This window comes from Rugamonas rubra, from assembly GCF_900114705.1.
GTDB lineage: Bacteria > Pseudomonadota > Gammaproteobacteria > Burkholderiales > Burkholderiaceae_D > Rugamonas > Rugamonas rubra.
This window is the reverse complement of the sequence record NZ_FOTW01000029.1, coordinates 66964-92780: the sequence shown is the minus strand read 5'-3', so window position 1 is coordinate 92780 and position 25817 is coordinate 66964. Positions and strand designations below refer to the sequence as shown.

Below are 25817 nucleotides of genomic sequence, written 5' to 3'. Positions count from 1 at the left end.
AAAAGAGATACTCGACGACCTCAGGCCAATCTTTGCAAGCGTCTGCGCGGACTTCGAGTCCGAACTGGTGGAGTTCGATGGCGAGGACGATCATGTACATCTGCTGGTGAACTACCCGCCCAAGGTTTCCGTCTCGAATCTGGTGAACAGCCTGAAGGGCGTGTCGAGCCGGATGATTCGGAAGAAGAACTATCCGAGCATCTGCAAGAAACTATGGGGAGGCGCGTTGTGGTCGCCGTCCTACTTCGCAGGCAGCTGTGGTGGTGCGCCCATTGCAGTTATCCGCCAGTACATCGAGCAGCAGCAGCAGCAGCAGCAGACACCGCACTAGATGCACCAAACCGGACGGCTGCGCCGTCCGCGCTCTTGACCCCGTCCTGAAGGACGGGGCTTGCCGCGCACTTGGTCAAACGGGTCAGGCGCGCCGCGATCAACGCTTGTGCAAGCTGATCACGTAGCCCTGTCGACCACCGCAGAAACGTCTTAGACTGGATAATTTGTATCATGCCACAATCGTAGTGGGGGACTCGATAAATAGCATTGATCAAGCTCGCCAAGGTACGCTGCGGCGGAATCGCGGTATTCTGTGGCGCCCTAACGCCACCCAGGACATCGCCATGCCGCAGCCGTTCTCTCTCGCTACGCTCCGCCGCACCACCCTGGTCGCCTGCCTGCTGGCCGGCGCGCTCAACCTGGCGCCCTACCCCGAACACCTGCTGCCGCTCAAGCAAATGGACAACGTGCCCAGCACGCTGGTCAACTACGCCGGCGGCACCTTCTCGCAGCCGCTGTCCACGGTCAAACAACACGCCGTTCTCGCCCGTCAAGTAGCCGGTGAGCAGCCGCAAGCGCCTGGTCGAGGATCTGCGCGCCAAGCTCCACGCGGCGGACGACTAATTAGTTCCGGATATAGCCAGCCTCGCGCTGGCTACGCACGGCGAGCACAAACGCTGTGTCGATCGCTTCCACGTACTGGTACAAGGCCACGTAGCCATGCGACCTCCGTCCAATGACAAGCTCCCGCTTGCCGTTCGAAATGGGTCTGCCTATGAGAGGGTTGTGCGCAAGAACCTCAACCGCCTGCATGATTTCCATCACGCGCGCGGCTGCGGCGGCCGCGTCATGTTGCGCAAGGAAGGCCAGAATGCGGTCGAAGTCCTCCGCAACTTCGGCGGCCAACTCGACGCGGGCCATGTTCAGTCCCGTTTTTTCTTGGCGACAGGACGGGGCGGCTGCTGACCGGCAAGGCGAGCCTCAAGGTATTGGCGCATCTCCGACCAAGGTATGGTTTTCCCGGTGGCGACGATCTTGGTAAACCGCGCATCGGCCTCGGCATCAAAGCCCGCCCGTTGCTCCTCGATTTCCGCCTTCTCCGTGATGGCCTCGAGAATGAAACTGTGGGTCGTCTTGCCTGCGCGCTCGGCGGCGCTGGCAATGCGCGCCTTCAATTCCTCGGGCAGGCGAATCGTTGTCGTCGTGGACATGGAGATCTCCGTGGGTACGCTTCAATGTAGCACAATTGTGCTACCAGCATGGCGGTAAAGCAGGAGCCGGCACTCGCGTCGCCCCCTCGATATGGCATGGGGCACACCGATGAAGGCGGCCGGCTGGAACTGCGGTATTCTGTGGCCACCCCAACCACCGCCAAGGACATCGCCATGCCGCAGCCGCTTTCCCTCGCCACGCTCCGCCGCACCACCCTGCTCGCCTGCCTGCTGGCCGGCGCCGCCGGCGCGCTGACGACACCGCCGGCGCAGGCCGCCGCGTCGGCAGCGGCGCAAGCGCAAGCGTCGGCGCAAGCGAAGAAGCAGCTGGACCGGCTGGCCGACGCCTTCCACCTCGCCCGCGCCAAGTACGACCCGCTGCTGTTCGCCACCGCCAACGGCGACAGCCGCTACGACGACCAGATCGGCCTGGCCATCTCGCCCAAGGTGCGCGCGCTGCAATTCGCCATGTACCGCCAGTTGCAGCTGCGCCTGCGCGGCGTCGCCCGCGCCGCGCTGGGCGAGCAGGACCAGCTGACCTACGACCTGCTCGCCTACGAGCTGGACGGCGCGCTCAAGCTGGCGCCCTACCCCGAGCACCTGCTGCCGCTCAACCAGATGGACAACGTGCCCAGCACGCTGGCCAACTACGCCGGCGGCACCGGCTCGCAGCCGCTGTCCACGGTCAAGCAACACCGCGCCTATCTGAACCGCCTGAATCAACTACCGGCGTGGATAGCCCAGGCCATCGCCAACATGCGCGAAGGCATCCGCCTCGGCGTGGTGCAACCGAAGGCCATCACCGTGGCGATGCTGCCGCAGTTCCAGGCGCTGCGCAGCGCCACGCCGGAGGCCAGCGTGTTCTACTCGCCGGCGACGCGCCTGCCCGCCGAGTTCTCCGCCGCCGACCAGCAAAAACTGAGCGCCGCCTACCGCCACACCGTCGCCGCCAAGCTGGCCCCGGCGCTGGAGCGCCTGGTGCGCTTCCTCGAAACGGACTACCTGGCGGCCGGCCGCGCCAGCAGCGGTTGGGACGCGCTGCCGAACGGCAAGGCCTGGTATCTGGCGCGCATCCAGGACAGCACCAACCTGCCGCTGACGCCGCAGCAGGTGCACGCCAAGGGACTGGAGGAGGTGGCGCGGATCAAGCAGCAACTGCTGGCCCTCGGCCCGCAACTGGGCTACGACGGACCGCCGCAGCAACTGCCGCAGTGGGTCAGCGCGCAGGACAAGTTCAAGCCCTTCCGCAGCGACGCCGAGGTGCTCGACGCCTACCGCCAGATCTACGCGACGGTGCTGCAAAAGCTGCCGGCCTACTACAGCCTGGTGCCCAAGGCCAAGCTGGAGCTGCAACTCGAGCCGGAGCTGACGCGCGCCACGGCGTCGGACCATTACACGCCGTCGGCCGCCGACGGTTCGCATCCCGGCGTGTTCTGGCCGGTGGTCAACGATGCCAAACAGTACAGCCGGGTCGAGATGGCCAGCCTGTTCCTGCACGAGGGCCTGCCCGGCCACCACCTGCACGCCGCCCTGCTCAAGGAGATCGGCCTGCCCGACTTCCGCAAGTTCAGCACCGAGAACCCGAACAACGCCGCCTTCACCGAGGGCTGGGCGCTGTACTCGGAGACCATGGGCAAGCAGTTCGGCCTGTACGACGATCCGGCCTACTACTACGGCCACCTGAACGCGGAGATGCTACGCGCAGTGCGCCTGGTGGTCGACACCGGCATGCACGCGCTGGGCTGGAGCCGCGAGCAGGCCATCGCCTACACCGTCGAGACGCTGGGCTACAGCGAGGCGCGGGCGCGCAACCAGATCGAACGCTACATGGTCATTCCGGCGCAGGCGCTGAGCTACAAGATCGGCGCGCTGAAGATACTCGAGCTGCGCGGCCGGGCCGAGCAGGCGCTGGGCGACAAGTTCAGCTATCCGAAGTTCCACGCCGTGGTGATCGGCGACGGCACCTTGCCGCTGCCCATCCTGGAGGCGCGGGTCGAGCGCTGGATCGCCGCGTCGAAGTAGCGGAAACCGGGCAGCGGCAAGCGCCGGCGCCAAGCCCCGGCGTTGAGGCGCAGCAAAGCCGAAAACGCCGGCCGGCACATCAATTATGATATCGTCAACTTTGCTTCCGCTTGGCCCCGGGCGATTCCGCGCCCGAGGCCGTCGAGCATTTCCGGGAGAGCGACTTGATGGAGTTCCTGTTATTCATTTTTTGCGTGGTGACCTTCCGCTACGCCTGGCTGGCCAATACCAGCACCCGCCAGGCGCACAAGCTGATCCACGATCTGCGCAACGAAATGGCCGGCCTGCGGGTGGACTTGGCTTCACTGCGCGCGCAAACGTGGCAAGCGCCGGCCACGCCAACACCAACACCGGCACCGGCCGGAGCTGAGGCGGACAGCGCCGCCTTCCTCAACCAGCACGCGGCGGCCAACGACGACGCCGCCGCCACCGTTGCGGACCGCGCCGCGCCGGCCGCCGCCGAGGCGGCGGCCACCGGGCAAGCGGCGGCGGAGCAGGCGGCAGCGGAGCAGGCGGCAGCGGAGCAAACCGCCGCCGAGCAGGCTGCCGCGCAGGCGCTTGGCCGGCAAGCCGCCGCCGAGGCCCGCCGGTCCGAACCGCCGGCGCCAGGCCAACCGCCGAGTCCGCCGCCACAATGGCTGCTGGCGGCCAAGGCCTGGCTGTTCGGCGGCAACCTGGTGGCCAAGCTGGGCCTGCTGATCTTGTTCATCGGCATCAGCTTCCTGCTCAAGTACACGGCCGCGCGGGTCAGCGTGCCGATCGAGTTCCGCCTGGCCGGCATCGTGCTGGTCGACATCGCCCTGCTCGCCTGGGGCTGGCGCATCCGCCAGCGCCGCCCCAGCATCAGCCTGCCGGTGCAGGGCACCGCGCTGGCCGTGCTGATGCTGGTCACCTTCGGCGCCTTCCGCCTCTACCACCTGATCCCCGGCTCGCTCGCCTTCGCCCTGCTGTTCGTGCTGACCACCTTCACCTGCGTGCTGGCGGCGCTGCAAAACGCCCAGTGGCTGGCCCTGTTCGGCATCGTCGGCGGCTTCGCCGCGCCCATCCTCGCCTCCACCGGCGGCGGCAGCCACATCGGCCTGTTCTCCTACTACGCCCTGCTCAACGCCGGCGTGTTCGGCCTGGCGCTGCTGCGCTCCTGGCGCGCCCTCAACCTGCTCGGCTTCGCCTTCACCTTCGCCATCGGCACCGCCTGGGGTGTGCTGCGCTACCGGCCGGAGGATTACCTGTCGGCCCAGCTGTTCCTGCTGCTGTTCTTCCTCTACTACGTCGCCATCGCCCTGGCCTACGCGCGCCAGCAGGCGGTGCGGCTGAAGAACTACGTCGACGGCACGCTGATCTTCGGCACGCCGATGCTGGCCTTCGGCCTGCAGGCCGGCCTGGTGCGCCACATCGAGTTCGGCCTGGCCTACTCGGCGCTGGCGCTGGGCCTGTTCTACGTCGGCCTGGCCGTGGCGCTGCGCCGCAACCGCGCCAGGTACGCGCTGCTGGGCGACACCTGCCTGGCCATCGGCGTGGTGTTCGGCACGCTGACCATCCCGCTCGCGCTCGACGGCCGCTGGACCTCGGCCGCCTGGGCGCTGGAGGGCGCCGGCATCGTCTGGGTCGGCCTGCGCCAGCGCCAGACGCTGACCTGGGTGTTCGGCCTGCTGGTACAGGCCGGCGCCTGGCTCAGCTTCATCGGCAGCGTCAGCGGCCTGGCGCCGGCGACGGCGCTGCAGTCCAACCTGTGGCTGGGCTTCCTGCTGCTGGCCGCCACCGCCTTCCTGATGGCGACCCGCTTCCGCGCCCACGCCGACGGCGTGGTGGACGGGAACGGCGACGAGAACGCCGCGCTGGGCCGCGCCTTCGCGCCGCTGGCCGGCCTGTTCCTGGCCGTCGCCACGGTCTGGCTGATCGCCGGCGCCTGGACCGAAATCTTCCTGCGCACCCAGGCCGTCAGCCAAGCCAACCTGCTGGTGCTCAGCGCCCTGCTGACGGCCGTCGGCCTCGGCCTGATCGCCAAACGCATGGCCTGGCGGCTGGCCAGTTGGCTGGCGCTGACGGCCCAGGTGGTGGCCGGCGCCACGCTGCTCGGCTTGTTCAGGATGGATTGGTGGCTGCCCACGCCCAAGCTGTTCGACACGCCCGTGCTGGGCGAGCTGATGATACTGGCCGGCGCCCTGTTCAGCGCCTGGGCGCTGATGCGCCAAGTGCGCGCCGGCGAGTCCAATCTGGCGCCGCTGTCGACGCTGCTGTTGCTGTGGTCCGGCCTGTGGTGGTTCGCGCTGGTCCTGCCCACCCTGTCCAACTGGCTGGCCACACACATGCAGCTCAACGGCGCGGCCTACCACCTCTTCCCCGAGCTGTGCTGGTCGGCCTACTGCCTGCTGCTGGCGGCGAGCACGGCGCCGCTGCTGCTGGCGGCGCGGCGTCTGCACTGGCCGCAGCTGCGCTGGGCCACGCTGTCCGTCTGGCTGGCGCAGGTGCTCGGCACGCTGGCCATGCTCGGCACGCTCTACGCGGCGAACACCCTGCCGAAGGCGCACAGCTGGGTGGCCTACGCGGCCCTGCTGCTGGCCGGCGAATGGCTGCTGCGCGTCTGGCCGAAGAACCGCTGGCGCATCGCCGATGTCGCCCTCAAGCTGCTGCACACGCTGCGCAGCGCCGGCCCGTGGCTGATGATCTGGCCGGTGGCGGCGATCAACATCGCGCGCTGGCTGCAGGACGGCGACAACGCCGAGGCGCAGCTGCTGGCCGACGCCGGCTGGCACACCGACGCCAGCTGGGCGCGCTTCATCCCGGCCTGGCTGATGATGGCGGCGCTGGCCTGGCTGATGCAACGCAGCCGCGCCGGCGGCTGGCCGGTGGCGCCGATCGCCGCCTGGTACCGGCGCCGCCTGCTGCCGCTGGCCTGCGCCTGGTCGGTGCTGCTGCTGGCGGTGTGGAACCTGACGCAGGACGGCGCCATGGCGCCGCTGCCCTACCTGCCGCTGCTCAATCCGCTCGACCTGAGCAGCTGCTTCGCCATGCTGCTGGCGGCGGCCTGCTACCGCATGCTGCGCGAGGACGAGCCGGCCGCCGCCGGCGCGCCGTCCGCGCTGGCGCGGTTGCGGCCGCGCCTGTTGGTCGCCGCCGCCGTGGCCGCCTACGGCTGGTTCAACCTGGCGCTGCTGCGCACCGTGTCGCACTACGCCCACATCGACTACGCCTTCGACGCGCTGTTCGCCTCGCAGTTCGTCCAGGCCATGCTGTCGCTGGTGTGGAGCGTCACCGCGCTGCTCCTGATGCGCCACGCCGCCAAGCGGCTGAGCCGGCCCGTCTGGATCGCCGGCGCCGCGCTGCTCGGGCTGACCGTGGCCAAGCTGTTCCTGGTCGACCTGTCCAACGTCGGCGGCGTCGAGCGCATCGTCTCCTTCCTCGGCGTCGGCGCGCTGATGGTCGGCATCGGCTATCTGGCCCCCTACCCCTCGCCCGCCGGGCAGACCACCAAGCAGGAGGCCGCATGATCGCACTCACCGCAGCAAGCCATACAGCACAAGGGCGCGCGCGGCGCGGCCTGGTCGCGGCGCTGGCCGCGCTGGCGCTGCCGGCCTGGTCGGCGCCGCCCGCCGCCGTCAGCGACGCGCCGCAGGACTACGCCTGGACGCTGCCGCTCAGCGCCAAGACCGGCCAGGGCGTGCTGCAGCTGCGCCTGCCGCCGGACGTCTACCTGCACGCCCGCTCGCCCCAGCTGGACGACCTGCGCGTGTTCGACGCCCACGGCGCGGCGCTGCCGTTCACGCTGCAGGCGGCGCAGGGCAAGCGCCAGACCAGCCACCGCAACCTGCCGCTGAAGATCTTCCCGCTGTCCAGTTCCGCCGACCCGGCGCAGCCGCTGGACCTGGACGTGCGCACCGGCGCCGACGGCCGGCTGCTGTCGGTGCGCGTGCGGCCGGAGCAGGCGGCGGCCGGAACAGGCAGCGGAGCCGGTGCGGCGCCGCGGCTGAGCGCACTGATCCTCGACCTGGGCCCGTCCGTCCCGGCCGAGGCGGCGCCGCTGATCGACGCGCTGCGCTTCACGCCGCCGGCCGAGCTGCGCGAGTACAACGCGCAAGTGTGGCTGGACACCAGCGACGACCTGAAGCGTTGGGACACGGCCGGCGCCACCGAGCTGAACTGGCTGGTCAGCCGGGACGCGCAAACGCTGGCCAACGACAAGCTGGAATTCACCCCGCGCCGCTTCCGCTACGCCCGCCTGCGCTGGCAAAGCGGCGTGCCGCAGCAGTTCGCCGGCATCGTCGCCGAGCAGCTGCTGCAAAGCGAGGCGCCGCCCTACCGCGACCAGCTGCGGCTGCAGCCGGCGCCCGGCCGGCAGGCCGACGAGCTGGTGTACGCGGCGCCGCTGGCCGTGCCCACCAGCCAGGTCGGCCTGGACTTCGGCACGCAGACCGTGGTGCTGCCGGTGACCTTGGGCGGCTACCGCGAGCTGCCGCCGCGCCAGTTGGGCCAGGCCGGCAGCTGGTTGTTCGAGCCGGTCGCCAGCGCCACCTTCTACCGCATCGTGCAAAACGGCCAGGTGCGCGCCTCCGGCGAGCTCGACATCGAACCCCGCCACGCCAAGCAGTGGGCCGCGCGCGGCCAGGGCATCGGCGGCCTGCAGCCGGTGCTGCGCCTGGCCTGGGAGCCGGCCACGCTGGTGTTCCTGGCCAGCGGCGCGCCGCCCTACAGCCTGGCCGTGGGCCGCGACAAGGCCGTCGCCGCCGCGCGCGCGCTGGGCCAGGTGGCGCCCGGCTTTTCCGCCGCCGAGGTGCAGATGCTGGAGACGGCCAGCGCCGGACCGGCGCAACAGCGCCACGCCGGCGCCGACGCGGCCGCCAACGACGCGCTGGCGCAGGCCGGCGCGGCGGCGCGCCAGCGCCTGTGGGTGTTGTGGGGGGTGCTGCTGCTGGGGGTGGCGGTGCTGGGGCTGATGGTGTGGCGCCTGGTCAAGCCGGCGGCATCCAAGATCGACGAACTGGGTTCAACGCCCTCGGGTGGCTAGCCAAAACGCAGCTGAGCTAAGAAACCCCACCGGCGAAAATCTAGGGTCAGACCCTGTGGGTCTGACCCTGGCTCTGCGCCGTTGGGTGGTGTTGTAGCCGCTGGCGCGTTAACTCAACAGCGCCGACGCCAGCTCAAGCCGTGTGCAACTTCATCGTCGCCGCCTCGAACTTGCCTTCGCAAATCTGCGGCATGACCAGCAGCGACTTCTCGATGGCCTCCTCGATCAGCACCTGGTCCTCGCGGCGCGGGCGGTGCAGCACGAAGTCGGCCACCTGCTGCTGCAGGCTGAGCGAGCGCGGATGGCCGATGCCCAGCCGCAGCCGCCAGTAGTCCTGCGTGCCGAGCGCGGCGGTGATGTCCTTCAGGCCGTTGTGGCCGCCGGCCGAGCCGCCCTTCTTCAGGCGGGCGATGCCGGGCATCAGGTCGAGCTCGTCGTGCACCACCAGCACCTCGTCCGGATTGATCTTGTAGAAGCGCGCCAGCCCGCCGACCGACTGGCCGGAGCGGTTCATATAGGTCTGCGGCTCGAGCAGCCACACCTCGTTGCCGCCGATGCTGGTCTTGGCCACCATCGCGTTGAAGCGCGTCTCGCGCTGCAGGCGCACGCCGGGCAGGCTGTTGGCCAGGTTGTCGACCAGCCAGAAGCCGGCGTTGTGGCGGGTTTGTTCGTATTCGGCGCCGGGGTTGCCGAGGCCGACGATGAGACGTATGGGCATGGTGTGCTGTCTTCGAAAATTGGCGAGCCTGTGCTCGCATTCGTGCGGAAAATCGGCAAAACCTCCCGCATGCTACCGGTGCGGGGGCCTTTGCCGATGGCCCGGACTAAAAAAAACCCGCCAGCGGGGCCGGCGGGTTTTTCCCATCTGCTACCGCATCGCTGCGGCGGCCGAATTACTTCTTGGCTTTAGCGGCTGGCTTAGCGTCAGCGGCGGCGGCTGGAGCAGCGGCAGCGGCTTCAGCCGAAACGTGGCCGGCTGGTACCGAAGCGGTGGCAACGGTCTGGTTCGCGCCGTGGGCAACGATGGTCACGCCGGCTGGCAGGGTGACTTCACCGATGTGCAGCGAGTGGCCGACGTCGATGTTCGACAGGTCAACGGTGACGAACTCTGGCAGGTCTTTCGGCAGGCACGACACTTCGATTTCGTTCAGCACGTGGCTGATGGTGGCGCCGTGCAGTTTGACCGCTGGCGACACGTCGGCGTTGGCGAAGTGCAGCGCGACCTTCATGTGGATTTTGGTGCTTGCGTCGATGCGCTGGAAGTCAGCGTGCAGAACCAGTTGTTTGTATGCGTGGACTTGGAAGTCGCGCAGCAGAACTTGCTGGACTTTGCCGTCGATTTCCAGATCCAGGATCGACGAGTGGAACACTTCTTTTTTCAACGCGTGGTACAGGGCGTTGTGGTCCAGGGTGATGTTCATCGGGGCTTCGGTGCCACCGTAGACGATACCAGGGGTCTGGCCGGAAATGCGCAGGCGGCGGCTCGCTCCGGAACCTTGCAATTCGCGTTTGAATGCAACAACTTTCATGTGATACTCCAAAATATACAGGGCTCGCGCCCCGTGTTATGAAGCCCCCGCGACCAGGGTGCTTCGAGAATGGGCGCTCGCGCGCCCATGAATCCGGAAATGCACAACGGCGCTGCCGGCTGAAAGCCAGGCGCGCCGCCGTTACCGCTAATTTTTTCGCTTATCTCAGTCGATAAACAGGGAGATCACGGAATCGCCCTTGATGATGCGCTTGAACGTCTCGGCCAGCAATGGTGCGCAGGTCAGTTGACGGATCTTGCCGCAGGCCTTGGCCGCTTCCGACAGCGGGATCGTGTCGGTCACCACCAGCTCGTCGAGCGAGGAGTTGGTGATGCGCTCGATCGCCGGGCCGGACAGCACCGGGTGCGTGCAATACGCGATGACCTTCTTGGCGCCGCGCTCCTTGAGCACCTCGGCGGCCTTGACCAGGGTGCCGGCGGTGTCGACCATGTCGTCCATGATGACGCAGTTGCGGCCTTCGACCTCGCCGATGATGTTCATCACTTCGGACACGTTGGCCTTCGGACGACGCTTGTCGATGATCGCCAGGTCGCAACCGAGGCGCTTGGCCAAGGCGCGGGCGCGCACCACACCGCCGACGTCCGGCGAGACCACCAGCAGGTCTTGGTAGTTTTTCTTTTGCAGGTCGCCCAGCAGGATCGGCGAGGCGTAGATGTTGTCGACCGGGATGTCGAAGAAGCCTTGGATCTGGTCGGCGTGCAAGTCCATGATCAGGACGCGCTCGACGCCGGCTTCTTCCAGCATGTTGGCGACCACTTTGGCCGAAATCGCGACGCGCGCCGAACGTGGGCGGCGGTCTTGACGGGCGTAACCAAAGTAGGGGATGGCGGCGGTGATGCGGCCAGCGGACGCGCGCTTCAGGGCGTCGACCATCAGGATCAACTCCATCAGGCTGTCGTTGGTCGGTGCGCAGGTCGATTGCAACACGAAGACGTCCTTGCCGCGAACGTTCTCGTTAATCTCCACCATCACTTCGCCGTCCGAGAACTTCGAGACGTTTGCCTTGCCGAGAGGGATGCCGAGATTTTTTGCGACTCCTTCTGCCAACGCAGGATTAGCGTTGCCGGTAAAAACCATCAGGTTTTCGTAAGCCATTGGGAGTCCCAGAGATAGAAGATGAAAATTTTTTTGAAGGTCACCAGCGGCAGGTCCGCGTGGCGCTGTACTAAGAATGACCCGCGCTGGGCGGGACCATCTGTCTTCGTCCTGACTGGAGGCCAACTTCGCCTCGACAGATTTGCAGGGAAAACGAATGGCAGGGGAACAAGGATTCGAACCTTGGTATGCTGGAATCAAAATCCAGTGCCTTAACCAGCTTGGCGATTCCCCTACGCAACTTGCTGCTTGTCGTTACCGGCGATATTCTATCACCAAAATTACGCCAAGCCAAAACTTTTTTTCTTACTTACAACATCGCGGTGAGCGGATGCTGCATCAGCGCCTTGGCTTTCCAGCTTGACCACTTGTTCGGCATTTTACTCAAAACCGCGTCGGCGTCAACCTCGTTTGCCACTGCACAAAATACACATGCACCGGAACCAGTCATCCTGGCATCACCGTAAGCGCTGAGCCATTCTATCGCCTCGGCTACCGGCGGGAACAGACTCGTTGCCACATGCTGTAAATCGTTCTTTCCGTAACCCTTCAAATCAGTTTGATTTTCGAGGTGGCTGGAAAAGTCCGTTATTATGATAGGCGGAGTATCCCTTGTCAACAGCCCGGATGAAAAAATTGCGGCGGTCGGCACCGCGACGCCGGGCTCGATCACCACGTACCAGCAAGTGGGCGTGCGCACCGGGCGCAGCGCCTCGCCGACGCCCTCGGCGAAGGCGTTCTGGCCGAAGATGAAAAAGGGGATGTCGGCGCCCAGCGGCAGGCCCAGGTCCATCAACTGCTGGCGCGTCAGGCCGGCATTCCACAGTTTGTTGAGCGCCATCAAAGTGGTGGCGGCGTCGGACGAGCCGCCGCCCAGCCCTCCCCCCATCGGCAGGATCTTTTGGATGGCGATGTCGACGCCGCGCGGCAGCGCGCCGCTGCGGCGCAGCACCTCGGCCTGCAGCAGGCGGGCGGCGCGCACGATCAGGTCCTGCTCCTCCGGCACGCCGGCGATGTCGCTGACGCGGCGGATCTGCGCGTCGTCGCGCAGCGTGAAGTCCAGCGTGTCGCCGTGGTCGAGCAGCTGGAACACGGTTTGCAGCAGATGGTAGCCGTCGGCGCGGCGGCCGTTCACGTGCAGGAACAAATTCAGTTTGGCCGGGGCCGGGCAATTCTTCAGACTGGTCATGACGGGGTTTCTCGTGCGGTGGCGGTGGCGTGTGTGGTTGCGGTTGCGGTTGCGGGTGTGCGGGTGTGCGGTAGCGTGCGCGGCTGCGGCCGCGCTCGCGCGACGGATGCGGCCGGGCCGGCGCCTCAGGGCGCCGGCTCGTCGATGACGATGCGGATCGCCATCTCGTCGACCTGGCCGCCGGCCAGGCGCTCGACGTCGATGCGCTTGGGCCGCGACGGCGCGCCGCCCTCCTCCTGCCACGAGACGTAGCGCAGGCGCCAGCCGTCGCGCGTGGTGACGGTGTCGTGTACCGGGCTGGCGACGAAGCGGCTGCCGTCGGCGGCGGTGGCGTAGCCCTGCAGCCAGTCGCGCAGGCCGGACACCGGCAGCTCCCAGCCCAGCGCCTGCGCGCTCAGGCTGTCAATGTCGGCGGCCGTGCGCGGCGGCTTGCCGGCCTCGGTCAGCGTGGCCTGGCCGGGCGTGACGCTGATGGCGGCGATGATCTGGCCGAGCGGCGAGGCCAGGCTGACGTCGACCCGCTGCGGCGTCTGCGTCCAGTTGAACTTGCCCGACAGCGACTCCGGCTTGCCGTCGCGGCTGTAGTTGACCGACAGGCGACCGCCCAGCTCCAGCGTGGCGCGGTAGGCCGCCACCGGCGCGCCCGACGGCGGCGCCGACAGCGTGGCGCAGCTGCTCAGCAGTGCGCAGCACAGCAGCGCGGTGGACAGCGGGGAAATGGTTGAGCGTATCGACATGGAAATAGAAAAAAGTGAGCGGTGGGCCGGCGAAGGCGTCAGGCGGGGTCAGTGCCGACATTCGGACATTTTTTGCTTGCCCGACCGGATCAATACTTGAGCCCGTGTCCGAATGTCGGCACTGACCCCGAAGCTACGGACCCCGAAGTTACGAAGCTAGGAAGCTATCACAGGCTGGTGTTGAGGCGCGCCAGCGTGCTCTTGAGGGCGTCGTTCTTCGGGTCCTTGCTGTGCGCCTCCTGCCACAGCTTGTGCGCGCCGCCCTTGTCGCCCTTGGTCCACAGCACCTCGCCCAGGTGCACGGCGATCTCCGGGTCGCTGCGCAGGCCGTAGGCGCGGCGCAGCAGCTCCTCGGCCAGGTCGAGGTGGCCCAGGCGGAACTGCACCCAGCCCATGCTGTCCATGATGAAGGGGTCGGTCGGCGCCATCTGCAGCGCCTTCTCGATCAACGCGTAGGCCTCGTCGAGGCGGACGTTGCGCTCGGCCAGCGAGTAGCCCAGCGCGTTGTAGGCGTGGTGGTTGTCCGGCGCGGCGGCGATCACCTGGCGCAGGCTGGCCTCCATCACGTCGAGCCGGCCCAGCTTCTCGGCCGCCAGGGCGTGGTCGTACAGCAGGTCGGCGTGGCCGGGGAAGCGCTTGAGGGCGTTCTCCAGCACCACGAAGGCGGTGCGGGTGTCGCCGGCGTCGCGCAGGATCTGCGCGTCGGCCTGGACGATCTGCGCCTGCTCGGCCGGGTCCGCGGTGTTCAGCTCGGCCAGCTGCTTGCGGGCGTCGTCGATCTCGCCCTTGCGCGCGGTCAGCTGGGCGCGCTTCAGGCGGGCCGTCAGGTAGAGCCGGGCGTCGCCGCTTTCGATCTTGTCGAGCCAGCCGGTGGCGGCGTCGAAGTCGCCGCGCTCCTCGGCGATCTGGGCCAGGATCAGCAGCACCTTGGAGGGGTCGCGCTCGTCGCCGGGACGGTCGCCCAGCACGCCGATGAAGCGCTTGAAGTAGTCCTCGGCGCCGGCCACGTCGTTGCTCTGCATCGAGGTCACGCCCAGCGCGTACAGCGTGGCCAGGTTGTCCGGCTGCTCCTTCAGCAGGAACAGGAACTCCTTGCGCGCCGGCAGGTATTGCTTGTTGTCGACCAGGATGCGGGCGTAGGCGGCGCGCACCTCGCGCGCCTGCGGGTGGCGCTCGAGGAAGCCGGTGAGGATCTTGGACGCGCTGTCGATGTCGGGCGAGACCTGGGCCACCGTCAGCACGGCCAGCTCGGACTCCGGCCTGAGCCGCAGCGCCTCGGCCGCCTCCAGCCGCGAGCGGGCGGCGTCGCCGATGCTGTAGGCGCTCTGCGCCAGCACCAGGTGCGCCTCCAGCGTCGCGCCGTAGGGTTGCAGCACGCGGTCGAGCAGGGCGAAGGCGGCGCCCTTGTCCTTGGCGCGCAGCAGGAACTGCTGCATCTGGAACATGGCCAGGCCGCGCGCGGCCGGCGCGCTGGCCTGCAGGCGCTGGCTGAAGATTTGCTCGGCCTCGCTCAGGTCGTCGCCGAGCACGGCGAAGCCGAGGAAGTACTGCACCGCGTCTTCGGAGTCGGGCGCCAGCTGGCGCCACAGGCGGATCGCCGCCAGCGCCTCGCCGCCCTGCTTGGCGGCCAGCGCCATCTCGGCGGCGCGGCGCGCCAGGCGCGGGTCGCGGGTCTGCTGGGCCAGCGCCATCAGGGTGATGTAGGGGCCCTGCCACTGGCCGCGCTTGAACTCCAGCTCGGCCTTGGTCAACTTGTAGAGCAGGTCGCTGGTCAGCTCGACGCCGGGCAGCGGCTCGACCGCCGGCGCCGGCGGCTCGGCCGCCAGCTTGGCGGCCTCGGCGGCTGCGGCGGCCTCGACGCTCTCCACCGGCTCGACGGCGGGCGGCGCGTCGGCCGGCCGTTGCGGGCCGACGGCGCAGGCCGACAGCAAAGCGGAGAGGGTTACAATGGCGAATGCGTTTTTCAAAGGATGGTCCTGGCAAGTCTGGCGGCATGGTCGGGCTAACGGCAGATTCTACGCCCTTCGCATGTAAAGCCGAATGCTCGTAGTGTAACCAAATATTCCGTCCAGCTACGCCGTCGCCCTCCACTTTTCACGTGATTTGCCATCCAGATGCCAGAACTGCCAGAAGTTGAAGTCACCCGGCGCGGCGTCGCGCCCTACCTCGAGGGCCGCGCCGTGCAGGCGGTGGTGCTGCGCCGCAGCGGCCTGCGCTGGCCCTTCCCGGCCGACCTGCCGCAGGCGCTGCCCGGCCACACGGTCGGCTTGACGGGGCGGCGCGGCAAATACCTGCTGATCCACTTCGCCCACGGCACGCTGATCGTCCACCTGGGCATGTCCGGCCACCTGCGCATCCTGCCCTGCGGGGTGGCGGCGCAGAAGCACGACCACTTCGACCTGGTGATGGCCGGCGCGGACGGCCCGCAGGTGCTGCGCATGACCGACCCGCGCCGCTTCGGCGCCGTGCTGTGGCACGCCAACGCCGACGGCGCGCTGGCCGACCACGCGCTGCTGCGCGGCCTGGGCGTCGAGCCGCTCGAGGACGGCTTTTCCGGCCAGCTGCTGCACCAGCGCACGCGCGGGCGCAACACCACCGTCAAGCTGGCGCTGATGGCGGGCGACATCGTCGTCGGCGTGGGCAATATTTACGCCTCGGAAAGCCTGTTTCGCGCCGGCATCAATCCGAAGACGGCGGCCGGGCGCATCAGCCTGGCGCGCTACGACAAGCTGGCCCAGGCGATCCGCGCCGTGCTGGCCGAGGCCATCGTGCAGGGCGGCAGCACCTTGCGCGACTTTATCAGCGTCAACGGCCAGTCCGGTTACTTCCAGCAATCGTATTTCGTCTATGATCGTGCAGGCGTGCCCTGCCGCGTCTGCGGCGCGCCGGTGCGCCAGATCAAACAGGGGCAGCGTTCGACCTTCTATTGTGTGAATTGTCAAAAATGACGGCGCCGGCCGGCCGGGTGGAGACCAAGTGAGCATGATGATGCGCGATATCGAACAGTACGGCGCCTGGCGCCAGGGCCTCGCCACGGCCCTGCGCAACTACCAGGCCTGGGTGCTCGAGGCCGGGCTGGCCGACGCCGCCACCGAGCAGCGCCTCGCCCGCACGCTGGCCCGGCTGGCCGACGACAAGCTGTCGGTGGCCTTCGTCGCCGAGTTCTCGCGCGGCAAGTCCGAGCTGATCAACGCCATCTTCTTCGCCGACTACGGCCAGCGCATCCTGCCCTCGGCGGCCGGGCGCACCACCATGTGCCCGACCGAGCTGCTGTACGACCCGGCGTTCCCGCCGTCGATCCGCCTGCTGCCGATCGAAACGCGGGCCGACAATTTGTCGACCAGCGACTACCGCGACAATCCGGCCGCCTGGACCACCCTGCCGCTGAACCTGGAGGCCGGCGCCGACATGCACGAGGTGCTCAAGGAGGTCTGCCGCACCCGCCTGGCCAGCGTCGACGAGGCGCGCGGCTACGGCCTGTACGACGACAGCGACCCGGACGCCGCCGTCACCCAGGACGCCGCCGGCCGGGTGGAGATCTCGCTGTGGCGCCACGCCATCATCAACTTCCCCCACCCGCTGCTCAAGCATGGCCTGGTGATCCTCGACACGCCGGGCCTGAACGCCATCGGCACCGAGCCCGAGCTGACCTTGAACCTGCTGCCCAACGCCCACGCCGTGCTGTTCATCCTGGCCGCCGACACCGGCGTGACCAAGAGCGACATCGAGGTCTGGCGCAACCACATCGGCGCCGGGCCGGGCCGCCTGGTGGTGCTCAACAAGATCGACAGCATGTGGGACGAGCTGCGCAGCGAGGACGAGATCAACCAGGAGATCGACCGCCAGCAGGCCAGCGTGGCGCACATGCTGGCGCTCGAGCCGGGCCAGGTGTTCCCGGTGTCGGCGCAGAAGGCGCTGGTGGGCAAGATCACGCGCGACGTCGCGCTGCAGGCGCGCAGCCGCCTGCACGCGCTGGAGGGCGCGCTGTTCAACCAGCTGATCCCGGCCAAGAAGGAGCTGATCCGCCAGCAGCTGGCGGCCGACCTGCAGGCCTTGGGCGGCGCCCAGCAGTCGCTGCTGGCGGCGCGCACGCGCGGCGTGGTCGAGCAGCTGCACGAGCTGAAAAGCCTGCGCGGCAAGAACCAGAACGTGATCGCCCACATGATGCGCCGCATCGAGGTCGAGAAGAAGGAGTTCGACGCCAGCCTGTTCAAGCTGCAGGCCACGCGCGCCGTGTTCACCCGCCTGTCGACCGAGTTGTACACCAGCCTGGGCATGGACATCGTGCGCGACGACATCGACCAGGTGCGCGAGCAGATGCAGCGCAGCCGCTTCTTCATCGGCGTGCGCGAGGCGATGCGCCAGTACTTCGAGCGGGTGCGCGCCAACCTCGACGCCTCCGACCGCAAGACGGTGGAGATCGCCGAGATGATGGGCGTGATGTACCGCCGCTTCTCCAACGAGCACGGCCTGTCGCTGGCGCTGCCGATGCCGTTCTCGCTGCAGCGCTACCGCGAGGAGATCGGCGGCATCGAGGCGGTCTACTTCAAGCAGTTCGGCACGGCCACGCTGCTCACCACCAGCCGCGTGGTGGTGATGGAGAAGTTCTTCGACACCATCGCCTCGCGCGTGCGCGGCTGCTTCAAGGCCGCCAACGACGACGCCGACGCCTGGTTGCGCGTCATCATGGCGCCGCTGGAGGCGCAGATCCGCCAGCACAAGGACCAACTGAAGCACCGCCAGGCCTCGATCCAGCGCATCCACGACGCCACCGACAGCCTGGAGCAGAAGATCGACGCCTTCGAGGCCAGCCAGCGCACGCTCGACGAGCAGCGGGCGCGGCTGGGCGAGCTGGCCGGCGCCATCAACAGCGCCGTCAAGGCCGAATTCGTCGCGCTCGACGCGGCGGCCTAAGGCGGACATGGCGCACGGTTTACACACACTCAGCGCACACTCAGCGCACATCCAGAACACATGTAACGCACATAGATAGCGCACACAAGAACACAAGGAACGGCATGAAGCGTCAGCAGCACTCGCCAAGCCCGGGCATGGTCCCGGGCGCGGCGCCGGAAGAAGATTTGATCGACCCGAGTTTTTCCGCCGCCGTCATCGGCTGGCAACAGCAGCACGGCCGCCATGTGCTACCGTGGCAGAACACCCGCGACGCCTACCTGATCTGGCTGTCCGAGATCATGCTGCAGCAAACCCAGGTGGCCGCCGTGCTGGGCTACTACGCCCGCTTCCTCGAACGCTTCCCCACGCTGCGCGACCTGGCCGCCGCGCCGGTCGAGGACGTGATGGCGCAGTGGAGCGGCCTGGGCTACTACACCCGCGCGCGCAACCTGCACAAGTGCGCGCAACGCGTGGTGGCCGAGTACGACGGCGTGTTCCCGGTCGAGCAGGCGCTGCTGGCCGACCTGCCCGGCATCGGCCGCTCGACGGCGGCGGCCATCACCGCCTTCGCCAACGGCACGCGCGCCGCCATCCTGGACGGCAACGTCAAGCGCGTCTTCGCGCGCAGCTTCGGCATCGCCGCCTACCCCGGCGAGAAAAAGGTCGAGGAGGCGCTGTGGCGGCGCGCCGAGGCGCTGCTGCCCGAGCAGGGCATCGAGTCGTACACGCAGGGCCTGATGGACCTGGGCGCCACGCTGTGCACGCGCAGCAGCCCGGACTGCGGCCGCTGTCCGCTGCAGGCGCGCTGCGTGGCGCTGGCCACCGACCGCGTCAAGGATCTGCCGGTGCGCAAGCCGAAGAAGGCCAGCCCGGAGAAGCACGCCACCATGCTGGTGCTGATGGATCGCGGCCAGGTGCTGCTGCAGCAGCGGCCCGACAGCGGCATCTGGGGCGGCCTGCTGTCGCTGCCGGAACTGGACGGCCACACGCTGGCCGAGGACGGCAACATTGCGCCGGCCGACCACGCCGCGCTGAGCATGGCGGTGGCCCGCTTCGGCGAGCTGGAGTCGCACGAGCGGCTGTCGCCGATCACCCACGTGTTCACCCACTACAAGCTGCACATCGCGCCCTACCGCGTCACGCTGGCGCGCCGGCTCGACGCGGTCGGCGAGGCCGGCTACGTCTGGTACGACGGCGCGCGCATCGCCGAGGCGCCGCTGCCGGCGCCGATCAAAAAACTGCTACTGGAATTGTGCGGCGACGCCGGGGCGGCGCAGTCGCGCATGGCCTTCTAGTGCGCGCGGCGCGCCGCCCTGCCCGCTCTAGCCGCATGGCGACGCTGGCGTCGCTGACGCTGGCCGCACTGCTCGCGCTCGGCCTGCCGGCCCATGCCCAGCCGCAGAACGGCGCGCGCGACGACACAACTGTGCGCATCGGCGTGCTGGCCTACAAGGGGCCGGAGGCGGTGCAGCGCGACTGGTCGCGCCTGCGCCTGTGGCTGCAAACGCGGCTGCCCGGCCGCAGCGTCGAGCTGCTCGACTTCGACCAGGTCGGGCTGACCCACGCCGTGCGGGCGCGCGCGGTCGACTTCATCATCACCAGCAGCGGCCACTACGCCACGCTGGAGCAGGACGACGGCGCCAGCCGCATCGCCACGCTGGCCTCGCCGTGGTCGGCCTCGCCGCAACTGGCGATCGGCTCGGCCATCGTGGTGCGGCGCGACGCCGCCCTGCAAGCTTTGGCCGACCTGGCCGGCAAACACGTGCTGGCGGTGGCGCCGGAGGCCTTTGGCGGCTACCAGATCGCCGCACGCGAAATGCTCGCCGCCGGCGTCGACCCCGAGCGCGACCTGGACCGCCTGCAGTTCAACGGCTTCCCCACCCAGCAGATTTTGCTGGCGGTGCGCGCCGGCCGCGCCGACGCCGGTATCGTGCGCAGCTGCCTGCTCGAACAGATGATACGCAGCGGCGAACTGGGCGCCGGCGAGCTGCGCGTGCTGGCGCCGCTGCCGCACCCCGGCTCGTCCTGCCAAAGCTCGTCGCGGCTGTATCCGGACTGGCCCTTCGCCGCGCTGCGCCACACCGCGCCGGCCCTGTCGCGCCAGGTGGCGGTGGCGCTGCTGACCATGGCGCCGACGGCCGACGGCTACAGCTGGGCCGTGCCGAGCGACTACGGCAGCGTCGACGAACTGTTCCGCGAGCTGCGCATCGGCCCCTACGACTACCTGCGCCAGTGGACCTTCGAGACGGCGCTGCGGCGCTACTGGGGTTTGCTGTTGCTGGCGCTCGGCCTGCTGGTGCTGTGGGCAGTGCACACGGTGCGGGTCGAGCAGCTGGTGGCCAAGCGCAGCGCCGAGCTGCTCGCCGCGCAGCAGCGCGAGCGCGGCATGGCCGACGAGGCGCAGGCGCGCCAGGCGGCGCTGGACCACACGGCGCGGCTGGCCATCCTCGGCGAGATGGCCAGCGCCATCGCCCACGAACTGAACCAGCCGCTGGCGGCGATCGGCAACTTCGCCCGTGGCATGGCGCGCCGCATCGCCGCCGGCCGCACCGAAACGGCGCCGCTGCTGGAGGGCGCCAACGAGATCGCCGCGCAAAGCGAGCGCGCCGCCGACATCATGCGCAAGGTGCGCGCGCTGGCGCAGAAGCGCGCGCCGGAGCGGCGGAAACTCGACCTGACGGCAGTCATGGACGAGGCGGTGGCGCTGTTCCGCGCCGCCCATCCGCAGGCGCGGGTGGACTGGCAGGCCGACGCGCCAGCGCCGGTGCTGGGCGACGCGCTGCAAATCCAGCAGGTGGCCTTGAATCTGCTGAAGAACGCGCTCGACGCCCAACGCGGCGCAGATGACGCCGGCGCCGAGGCTTGCACTGGCGCCGCCGAGACGCCGCTCGTCGTCACCCTGCGCGCCCGCGAGCGCGACTGGCAGGTGTGCGTGCGCGATCGCGGCTGCGGTCTGGCACCAGAGCAGTTCGCGCGCCTATTCGAACCTTTTTTCACCACCAAGGCGGAAGGCCTGGGCCTCGGCCTGTCGCTCAGCAAGGGCATCATGGAGTCGTTCGGCGGCACGCTGTCGGCGCGCCCCAACGACGACGGCGTCGGCCTGAGCGTCTGCCTCACCCTGCCCAATTTTGACCTATCGGAAACGCCATGAACGAAAGCGATGCAATCCTGTATGTGGTCGACGACGACGCCGCGATGCGCCGCTCGCTGGCCTATCTGTTCGACGCCGGCGGCTGGCGCGTCGAGACCTTCGAGTCGGCCCGCGCCTTCCTCGACAACTACACCGGCCACGTGCCCGGCTGCCTGCTGCTCGACGTGCGCATGCCCTTGATGAGCGGGCTCGAGCTACAACCGCTGCTACAACAACGCGGCATCAAGCTGCCGGTGATTTTCCTCAGCGGCCACGGCGACCTGCCGATGGCGGTGCAGGCGATGAAGGCCGGCGCCAGCGACTTTTTGGAGAAGCCCTGCAAGGATCAGGTGTTGTTGGACGCCGTCACGCGCGCGGTGGCGCGCAGCGTGCGCGAAGCGACGCAGGACGCGCAGGCGCGCGCCGCCCACAGCGCGCTCGACACGCTCACCGCGCGCGAGCGCGAGGTGGCGCAGGCGGTGGCCAGCGGCAAGGCCAACAAGGTCATCGCCATGGACATGGCGATCAGCGAAAAAACGGTGCAGGTGCACCGCCACAACGCGCTGGCCAAGCTGGGCGTGCGCTCGGCCGCCGAGGTGGCGCGCCTGCTGATGGCCAGCGGCCAGCTGGACTAGGTCGAACGCCGGCGCGCAGGCTGCGCCGACAAACCCCAGCGGCGCAAACCTGGGGTTACCTTAAGTGCCTTCGGCCCCCTCAAGAAACGGCGTCAAGCTTGTCTACAGCCGCCTTCTCGCATTCGCCCGTCCTATTGTTGTTCAGCATGCATTGCGCCAGCGCAGAACAATGGCTTTATAAAAACTCAATAATGGCCTTCTATCTCATGCGTAGCCCTGTCTAAGCAGAAGTCGACGGGGCTGACCAACTGCGGAAACTCGATTGTCAACTTCGGCCCTGCCGGGCTCGCGCAGCTGTGCATGGGCGACGGCGGGAACCGGGCAACGGAGGTGCGATGAAAAGATCCACACCAAGCAAGGCGGCCACCGCCGCAAACGCAGCACCCAACCCGCTTGACGACCCGAGAAACATTTTGGTCGGTTGGAAAACTGGCATCACGCTGCTGAACCACGACTACCTCACCGTGCTCATGCGGGCGCCGCTGCCCGGCATCGTCATCTTCGTCCACGGCGTCAACTCCGACGGCGAGTGGTACACGCAGACGGAAAAGGGCCTGTGCGCCGGGCTCAACCAGCGCCTCAAGCGGTGCGACGAGCACATGGTCCACCCGACCGCAGAGGGCGGCCAGTTGACCCCGGCCACCTACATGCCGGAACTGACGGCCGATGGCTATATCAGCCCGTACATGAAGAGCAAGACCTTCATGCAGGACGACGACCACTTTACTCCGGTCATCCATTTCCGCTGGGGCTACAAGGCCAACCCTCAAGAGTTGCAGACATATGGCGACTCGATCTACCTCAACGAGGAAGATTACTGGGGCGGCGGCCCCTTCGCCAACGGCTGCACGGCCCTGCCAGACCTATGGGGCGAGGGCCTGTCCGACAATCTGTTTCTGTGGATGCACGTCCAGCATTTGAATCCAACCAACAACCGTCAAGTCTACTCGTGCCCACCCCGGCCCTACTATGTGTTGGCCGCCTTGCGGCTGGCCAAGCTGGTCGAGTCCATCCGGCGGAAACATGCCGACGTGCCGATCACCATCGTCTGCCACAGCCAGGGCAACATGATCGGCATGGCCGCCGCCTTCCTTGGCGACCGGCTGGCGCCGGTCGCCGACGTGTGGGGCGTCGAGGGCCGCTGCGTGGCGGACAACTACGTGCTGTGCAACTCCCCCTACAGTCTGGTGAATTCGAATTTCACCGAGGATTGGACCGAAGGGCATATGAAGGACAAGCAGGGCGGCACAGGACGACAAACGGAGGCCGCCCGTGTCGCCACCCTGCGCGCCTTCTTCGACATCATCCGCCAGCCCGCCTCCAGGCAGCAGAAGGCCGAGGACATCAACAAGTTCGTGGAAAACGTTAACCATCCCTTCAATGTCGCCGACGACCGCAAGCAGTATGGTTACGGCATCGAGCCTTCCACCTGCCAGCGAGTGACGCTGTACTGCAATCCACATGACGAGGTGATCTCGTCGATGACCGTGCAGGGTATAGGCTGGCGCGGCTTGAGCGAAGTGGAAATCGACGCCACAAAGGGGCGGGCCTTCTTTTGCCAGCGGGTGTTTGCCCAAGGCCACAAGGTGGGCGTGAAGGGGGAATACCACTACTGGAACCACCACTACAGGAAGCCCGAGCCGGGCGGCAACGGGTACTGGTGTCCGAAGTCGCCGGTCGCGGAGTATTCATTGTCCAAGGGGCTGGAAGCGAATCGTGGAAAGTTCTGGGGTTCGGTGCTGAGTATTGCCTCGGCGCCGTTCTTGATCGTGGCCACCAAGTTGGTTCAGACGCGCATCAACGCACTGCCGGACAAGAAATGGGCAATCAAGGTGGACGCGCCCGAGCTTCCCGATCCTTTCATGCCGCAGGCGCTGCGCTTCGGCGTGGTGGACGAAAAATTCGACCAAAGCTACGATGCGCCCGGGCAGTCGCGTGACGCGAAGCGCGCGCGCGGTGCCGACGACCCGTATGCCGATGACCGGCCGATCAAACAACGGGAGGGCGAGGACGCACGCGAGGCCAGCGACGCCGCCAAGGGGGACGAGGCCAGCGAGGCCACCATGCACTACGAGGACCATGCCCGCTTGCGAATGCAGGCCAGACGCGAAGGTTGGGCGAAGAACGACCAGCAGGTCGCCGGGGAGGAGCAGGATGGGAATGCCAGCGCGGAATACAAGGCGTGGCGCGAAAAGAAGATCCAGACATATCTGGCCGAGAACATCGACACCCACGCCACCGACCATTCGACCATTGTGACCAACGGCATGCATGCGGAGAAGGCGCTAGCCTACGACGTGGCCGTCGGTCTATGCCATATCCGCGATGAGGCTTTGCATACGCTGAGGATAGCGGCGGACTGGCGCTTTCTGGATGGGCTGGCTGACGACGATCCGAACCAATCGTTCCTGGAGTATTTTAAGTACGGCTACTTCAATCGGGTTACCACCTACGATTGGACACGTCAACGCAACAGCCAGGGAAGCATGCCGAGTAAGATCGTTGACCAGCGCGAGCATCCTGCGCCGACAGCGCCTCCGCATCGGGGAGGCCATCCATGAATGCCCTGATCTCGACCCGCCCCCGACGGCTGGGCTGGGCTGCCCTTGTTTTCATACTCGCCCTTGGCACTGCGCTTTCGCTCACATGGATTGCCACTGCTGATTCGCAGCGGATTCTGACCGACGGAGAAATTATGACCCGCTTCTTGGCCATGCCCACCCTCGCCGCCATCGCCACCTCGTGCTTTCTTGCCGCCTGCGTGAGCAGGCCCGCACCGGTCGCTGCCGAGCCCCAGACAGCCGCACCAATTGTCGCGGAGCCTGCAAGACCTTTCATGGCTCAGGTCGTCGGCCTGAAATGGCTCAATCCATTGCAACGTCAAGACTACCCAACAGAATGGCAATTGCTGTGGACGCTAGGTCTTGTGCAGCCCAACAAGAATGACGACATGGTGAGAGCTGAGCCAAAAAAATTCTCGACGCTTCAAATGGTGGCGTCGATAGCGAATGGAAACAACGGAAAAGAGAGCTTCAAGGGCTACCATCACAAGTACGTCGATGAGCTGACGGTTCGCTTCCATGACATCTATTTCTCCAGCTCCAGCTATTTCTACAACGCCCATTCGCTCACGGACAAGTCGACCTGGCGCGAGCTGGCCGGCATCCACGTCGAATACGCGCTGCCGGAGGGAAGACTAGACCCCGTCGAAGCGGCGGAGTTCACGCGAGACAACATCATCGAGTGCTTTAACATCGGAAACGTTCACGCCCCAACCACCTGGTCGCGCAGCACTCCGCCCGATGTGCGCGTCACGATGGGCGGCGCCAACGCCGGCTTCACCTCGCTGTCGGCGGCGCTGCACTACTTGGAGTCTCACCCAAACGAAACCGTTTGGGCCATGAATTGGGACGCGCCGAATTTTCCTCCCAACGATGAGGGAATCAACGAGAACATGGTACTGCTGGTGTTGGCTGGCCCCAACTACAAGACCGAGCGCGCCGCGCTGGCCTGGATCGGCTATCCCGCCACCAAGGCCAGCGCCGATTTTGACAGCAAAAAGGGACAGCCGCCGCGTGTGGTCCAGGCGTCGCAGGCGGCGCTCAACAGCGCCGTCGACAACGCCGGCAAGCGGAGTATCGACATCGGCTATGTGGTCCACGACGCCAACCTCACGCTGGACTCGCAGGACCGCCTGCGCGTGCTGGCGCACACCCTCGCGACCGAGGCGCCGGAACTCGATTTCATGAAGCACACCTTCAACACCCCGGCCCTGCTCGGCGAGATGGGCGCCGGCACGGCGCTGACCAACGTCGCGCTGGGCATCGCCTACGCCAACCACTTCGGCAAGAACGTGCTGGTGGCAGGCACCACCGACCCGGCGCATGCCACCGCCGTGCTGGTGCTTCCACCAGCCGTAGTCCGCCCCCTCGACCAGGACAAGCCGTGGTTCCGCGCTCGCGCCCGCAACAATTCCCACCTGATGTGGTGGGGCCTCCGCCACGACGCCGAAGGGGGCCCACAAGGCTATTCCAAATGAATCCACGCGATAGCGTGGGACTGCGGTCCCCGAGCGCT

19 protein-coding genes and 1 tRNA gene are annotated in these 25817 nt (G+C 67.4%); 11 read left to right on the top strand and 9 right to left on the bottom strand.

The genetic code is table 11. The features are described 5' to 3' along the window. On the top strand, positions 1–331 hold a 331-nt coding region (gene tnpA, locus BM252_RS25670), incomplete at its 5' end, for an IS200/IS605 family transposase (protein WP_093390505.1). Between the two features lie 566 nt (positions 332–897). On the opposite strand, the gene BM252_RS25665 is transcribed toward tnpA, so the two are convergent. After that, on the bottom strand, positions 898–1194 hold the full coding sequence (locus BM252_RS25665; protein ID WP_093390504.1) for a type II toxin-antitoxin system RelE/ParE family toxin: 297 nt from the start codon (positions 1192–1194) through the stop codon (positions 898–900). A gap of 2 nt (positions 1195–1196) precedes the next feature. Beyond that, complete coding sequence (locus tag BM252_RS25660) at positions 1197–1484, bottom strand: CopG family ribbon-helix-helix protein (RefSeq protein WP_093390503.1); 288 nt, start codon at positions 1482–1484, stop codon at positions 1197–1199. Positions 1485–1658: 174 nt separating this feature from the next. Here BM252_RS25660 and BM252_RS25655 point away from each other — a divergent pair, with 174 nt between their 5' ends. From BM252_RS25655 to BM252_RS25645, 3 genes are all read left to right on the top strand, one after another. Then, positions 1659–3506: a DUF885 domain-containing protein gene (locus BM252_RS25655; protein WP_093390517.1), complete on the top strand. Its 1848-nt coding sequence runs from the start codon at positions 1659–1661 to the stop codon at positions 3504–3506. 167 nt (positions 3507–3673) lie between these two features. Continuing rightward, complete coding sequence (locus BM252_RS25650) at positions 3674–6994, top strand: DUF2339 domain-containing protein (RefSeq protein WP_093390516.1); 3321 nt, start codon at positions 3674–3676, stop codon at positions 6992–6994. Further along, positions 6991–8508 carry a DUF3999 family protein gene (locus BM252_RS25645; RefSeq protein ID WP_093390502.1) on the top strand — a complete coding sequence of 506 codons (1518 nt, stop codon included), beginning with the start codon at positions 6991–6993 and terminating at the stop codon, positions 8506–8508. The genes BM252_RS25650 and BM252_RS25645 overlap by 4 nt, the downstream gene beginning before the upstream one ends. Before the next feature lie 133 nt (positions 8509–8641). Here BM252_RS25645 and pth read toward each other — a convergent pair whose 3' ends face one another. The 7 genes from pth to BM252_RS25610 all read right to left on the bottom strand — a co-directional run bounded on the left by pth (position 8642) and on the right by BM252_RS25610 (position 15046). Further along, a complete protein-coding gene (gene pth, locus BM252_RS25640) occupies positions 8642–9226 on the bottom strand; it encodes an aminoacyl-tRNA hydrolase (RefSeq protein WP_093390501.1) in 585 nt (194 codons plus the stop codon). 175 nt (positions 9227–9401) lie between these two features. After that, positions 9402–10037, bottom strand: coding sequence for a 50S ribosomal protein L25/general stress protein Ctc (locus tag BM252_RS25635; RefSeq protein ID WP_093390500.1), 636 nt, complete (start codon positions 10035–10037; stop codon positions 9402–9404). 165 nt (positions 10038–10202) lie between these two features. Further along, complete coding sequence (locus tag BM252_RS25630) at positions 10203–11153, bottom strand: ribose-phosphate pyrophosphokinase (protein ID WP_093390499.1); 951 nt, start codon at positions 11151–11153, stop codon at positions 10203–10205. A 158-nt stretch (positions 11154–11311) separates the two neighbouring features. Beyond that, positions 11312–11388, bottom strand: a tRNA-Gln gene (locus BM252_RS25625). Between the two features lie 75 nt (positions 11389–11463). After that, the gene (gene ispE / locus BM252_RS25620; protein WP_093390498.1) at positions 11464–12342 is read right to left on the bottom strand and encodes a 4-(cytidine 5'-diphospho)-2-C-methyl-D-erythritol kinase; all 879 of its coding nucleotides are present in this window, start codon (positions 12340–12342) and stop codon (positions 11464–11466) included. A gap of 125 nt (positions 12343–12467) precedes the next feature. After that, positions 12468–13079 carry an outer membrane lipoprotein LolB gene (locus BM252_RS25615; RefSeq protein ID WP_093390497.1) on the bottom strand — a complete coding sequence of 204 codons (612 nt, stop codon included), beginning with the start codon at positions 13077–13079 and terminating at the stop codon, positions 12468–12470. A gap of 167 nt (positions 13080–13246) precedes the next feature. Then, the gene (locus BM252_RS25610; RefSeq protein WP_093390496.1) at positions 13247–15046 is read right to left on the bottom strand and encodes a tetratricopeptide repeat protein; all 1800 of its coding nucleotides are present in this window, start codon (positions 15044–15046) and stop codon (positions 13247–13249) included. Positions 15047–15193: 147 nt separating this feature from the next. Between BM252_RS25610 and mutM the strand changes: the two genes are divergently transcribed. The 7 genes from mutM to BM252_RS25575 all read left to right on the top strand — a co-directional run bounded on the left by mutM (position 15194) and on the right by BM252_RS25575 (position 25779). Then, positions 15194–16027: a bifunctional DNA-formamidopyrimidine glycosylase/DNA-(apurinic or apyrimidinic site) lyase gene (mutM, locus tag BM252_RS25605; RefSeq protein WP_093390495.1), complete on the top strand. Its 834-nt coding sequence runs from the start codon at positions 15194–15196 to the stop codon at positions 16025–16027. 37 nt (positions 16028–16064) lie between these two features. Then, entirely contained in the window at positions 16065–17993 is a 1929-nt protein-coding gene (locus tag BM252_RS25600; RefSeq protein WP_093390515.1) for a dynamin family protein, read from the top strand. Positions 17994–18097: 104 nt separating this feature from the next. Next, on the top strand, positions 18098–19270 hold the full coding sequence (mutY, locus tag BM252_RS25595) for an A/G-specific adenine glycosylase (protein ID WP_174900686.1): 1173 nt from the start codon (positions 18098–18100) through the stop codon (positions 19268–19270). Positions 19271–19305: 35 nt separating this feature from the next. After that, complete coding sequence (locus tag BM252_RS25590) at positions 19306–21126, top strand: sensor histidine kinase (RefSeq protein WP_093390493.1); 1821 nt, start codon at positions 19306–19308, stop codon at positions 21124–21126. Beyond that, positions 21123–21740 (top strand): response regulator transcription factor, encoded by a 618-nt coding sequence (locus BM252_RS25585; RefSeq protein WP_093390492.1) that lies wholly within the window; start codon positions 21123–21125, stop codon positions 21738–21740. Before BM252_RS25590 ends, BM252_RS25585 begins: the two co-directional genes overlap by 4 nt. Positions 21741–22075: 335 nt before the next feature. After that, a complete protein-coding gene (locus tag BM252_RS25580; RefSeq protein WP_093390491.1) occupies positions 22076–24301 on the top strand; it encodes a T6SS effector phospholipase Tle3 domain-containing protein in 2226 nt (741 codons plus the stop codon). After that, complete coding sequence (locus BM252_RS25575; RefSeq protein WP_174900685.1) at positions 24298–25779, top strand: virulence factor; 1482 nt, start codon at positions 24298–24300, stop codon at positions 25777–25779. Before BM252_RS25580 ends, BM252_RS25575 begins: the two co-directional genes overlap by 4 nt. The last annotated feature ends 38 nt before the right edge of the window (positions 25780–25817 follow it).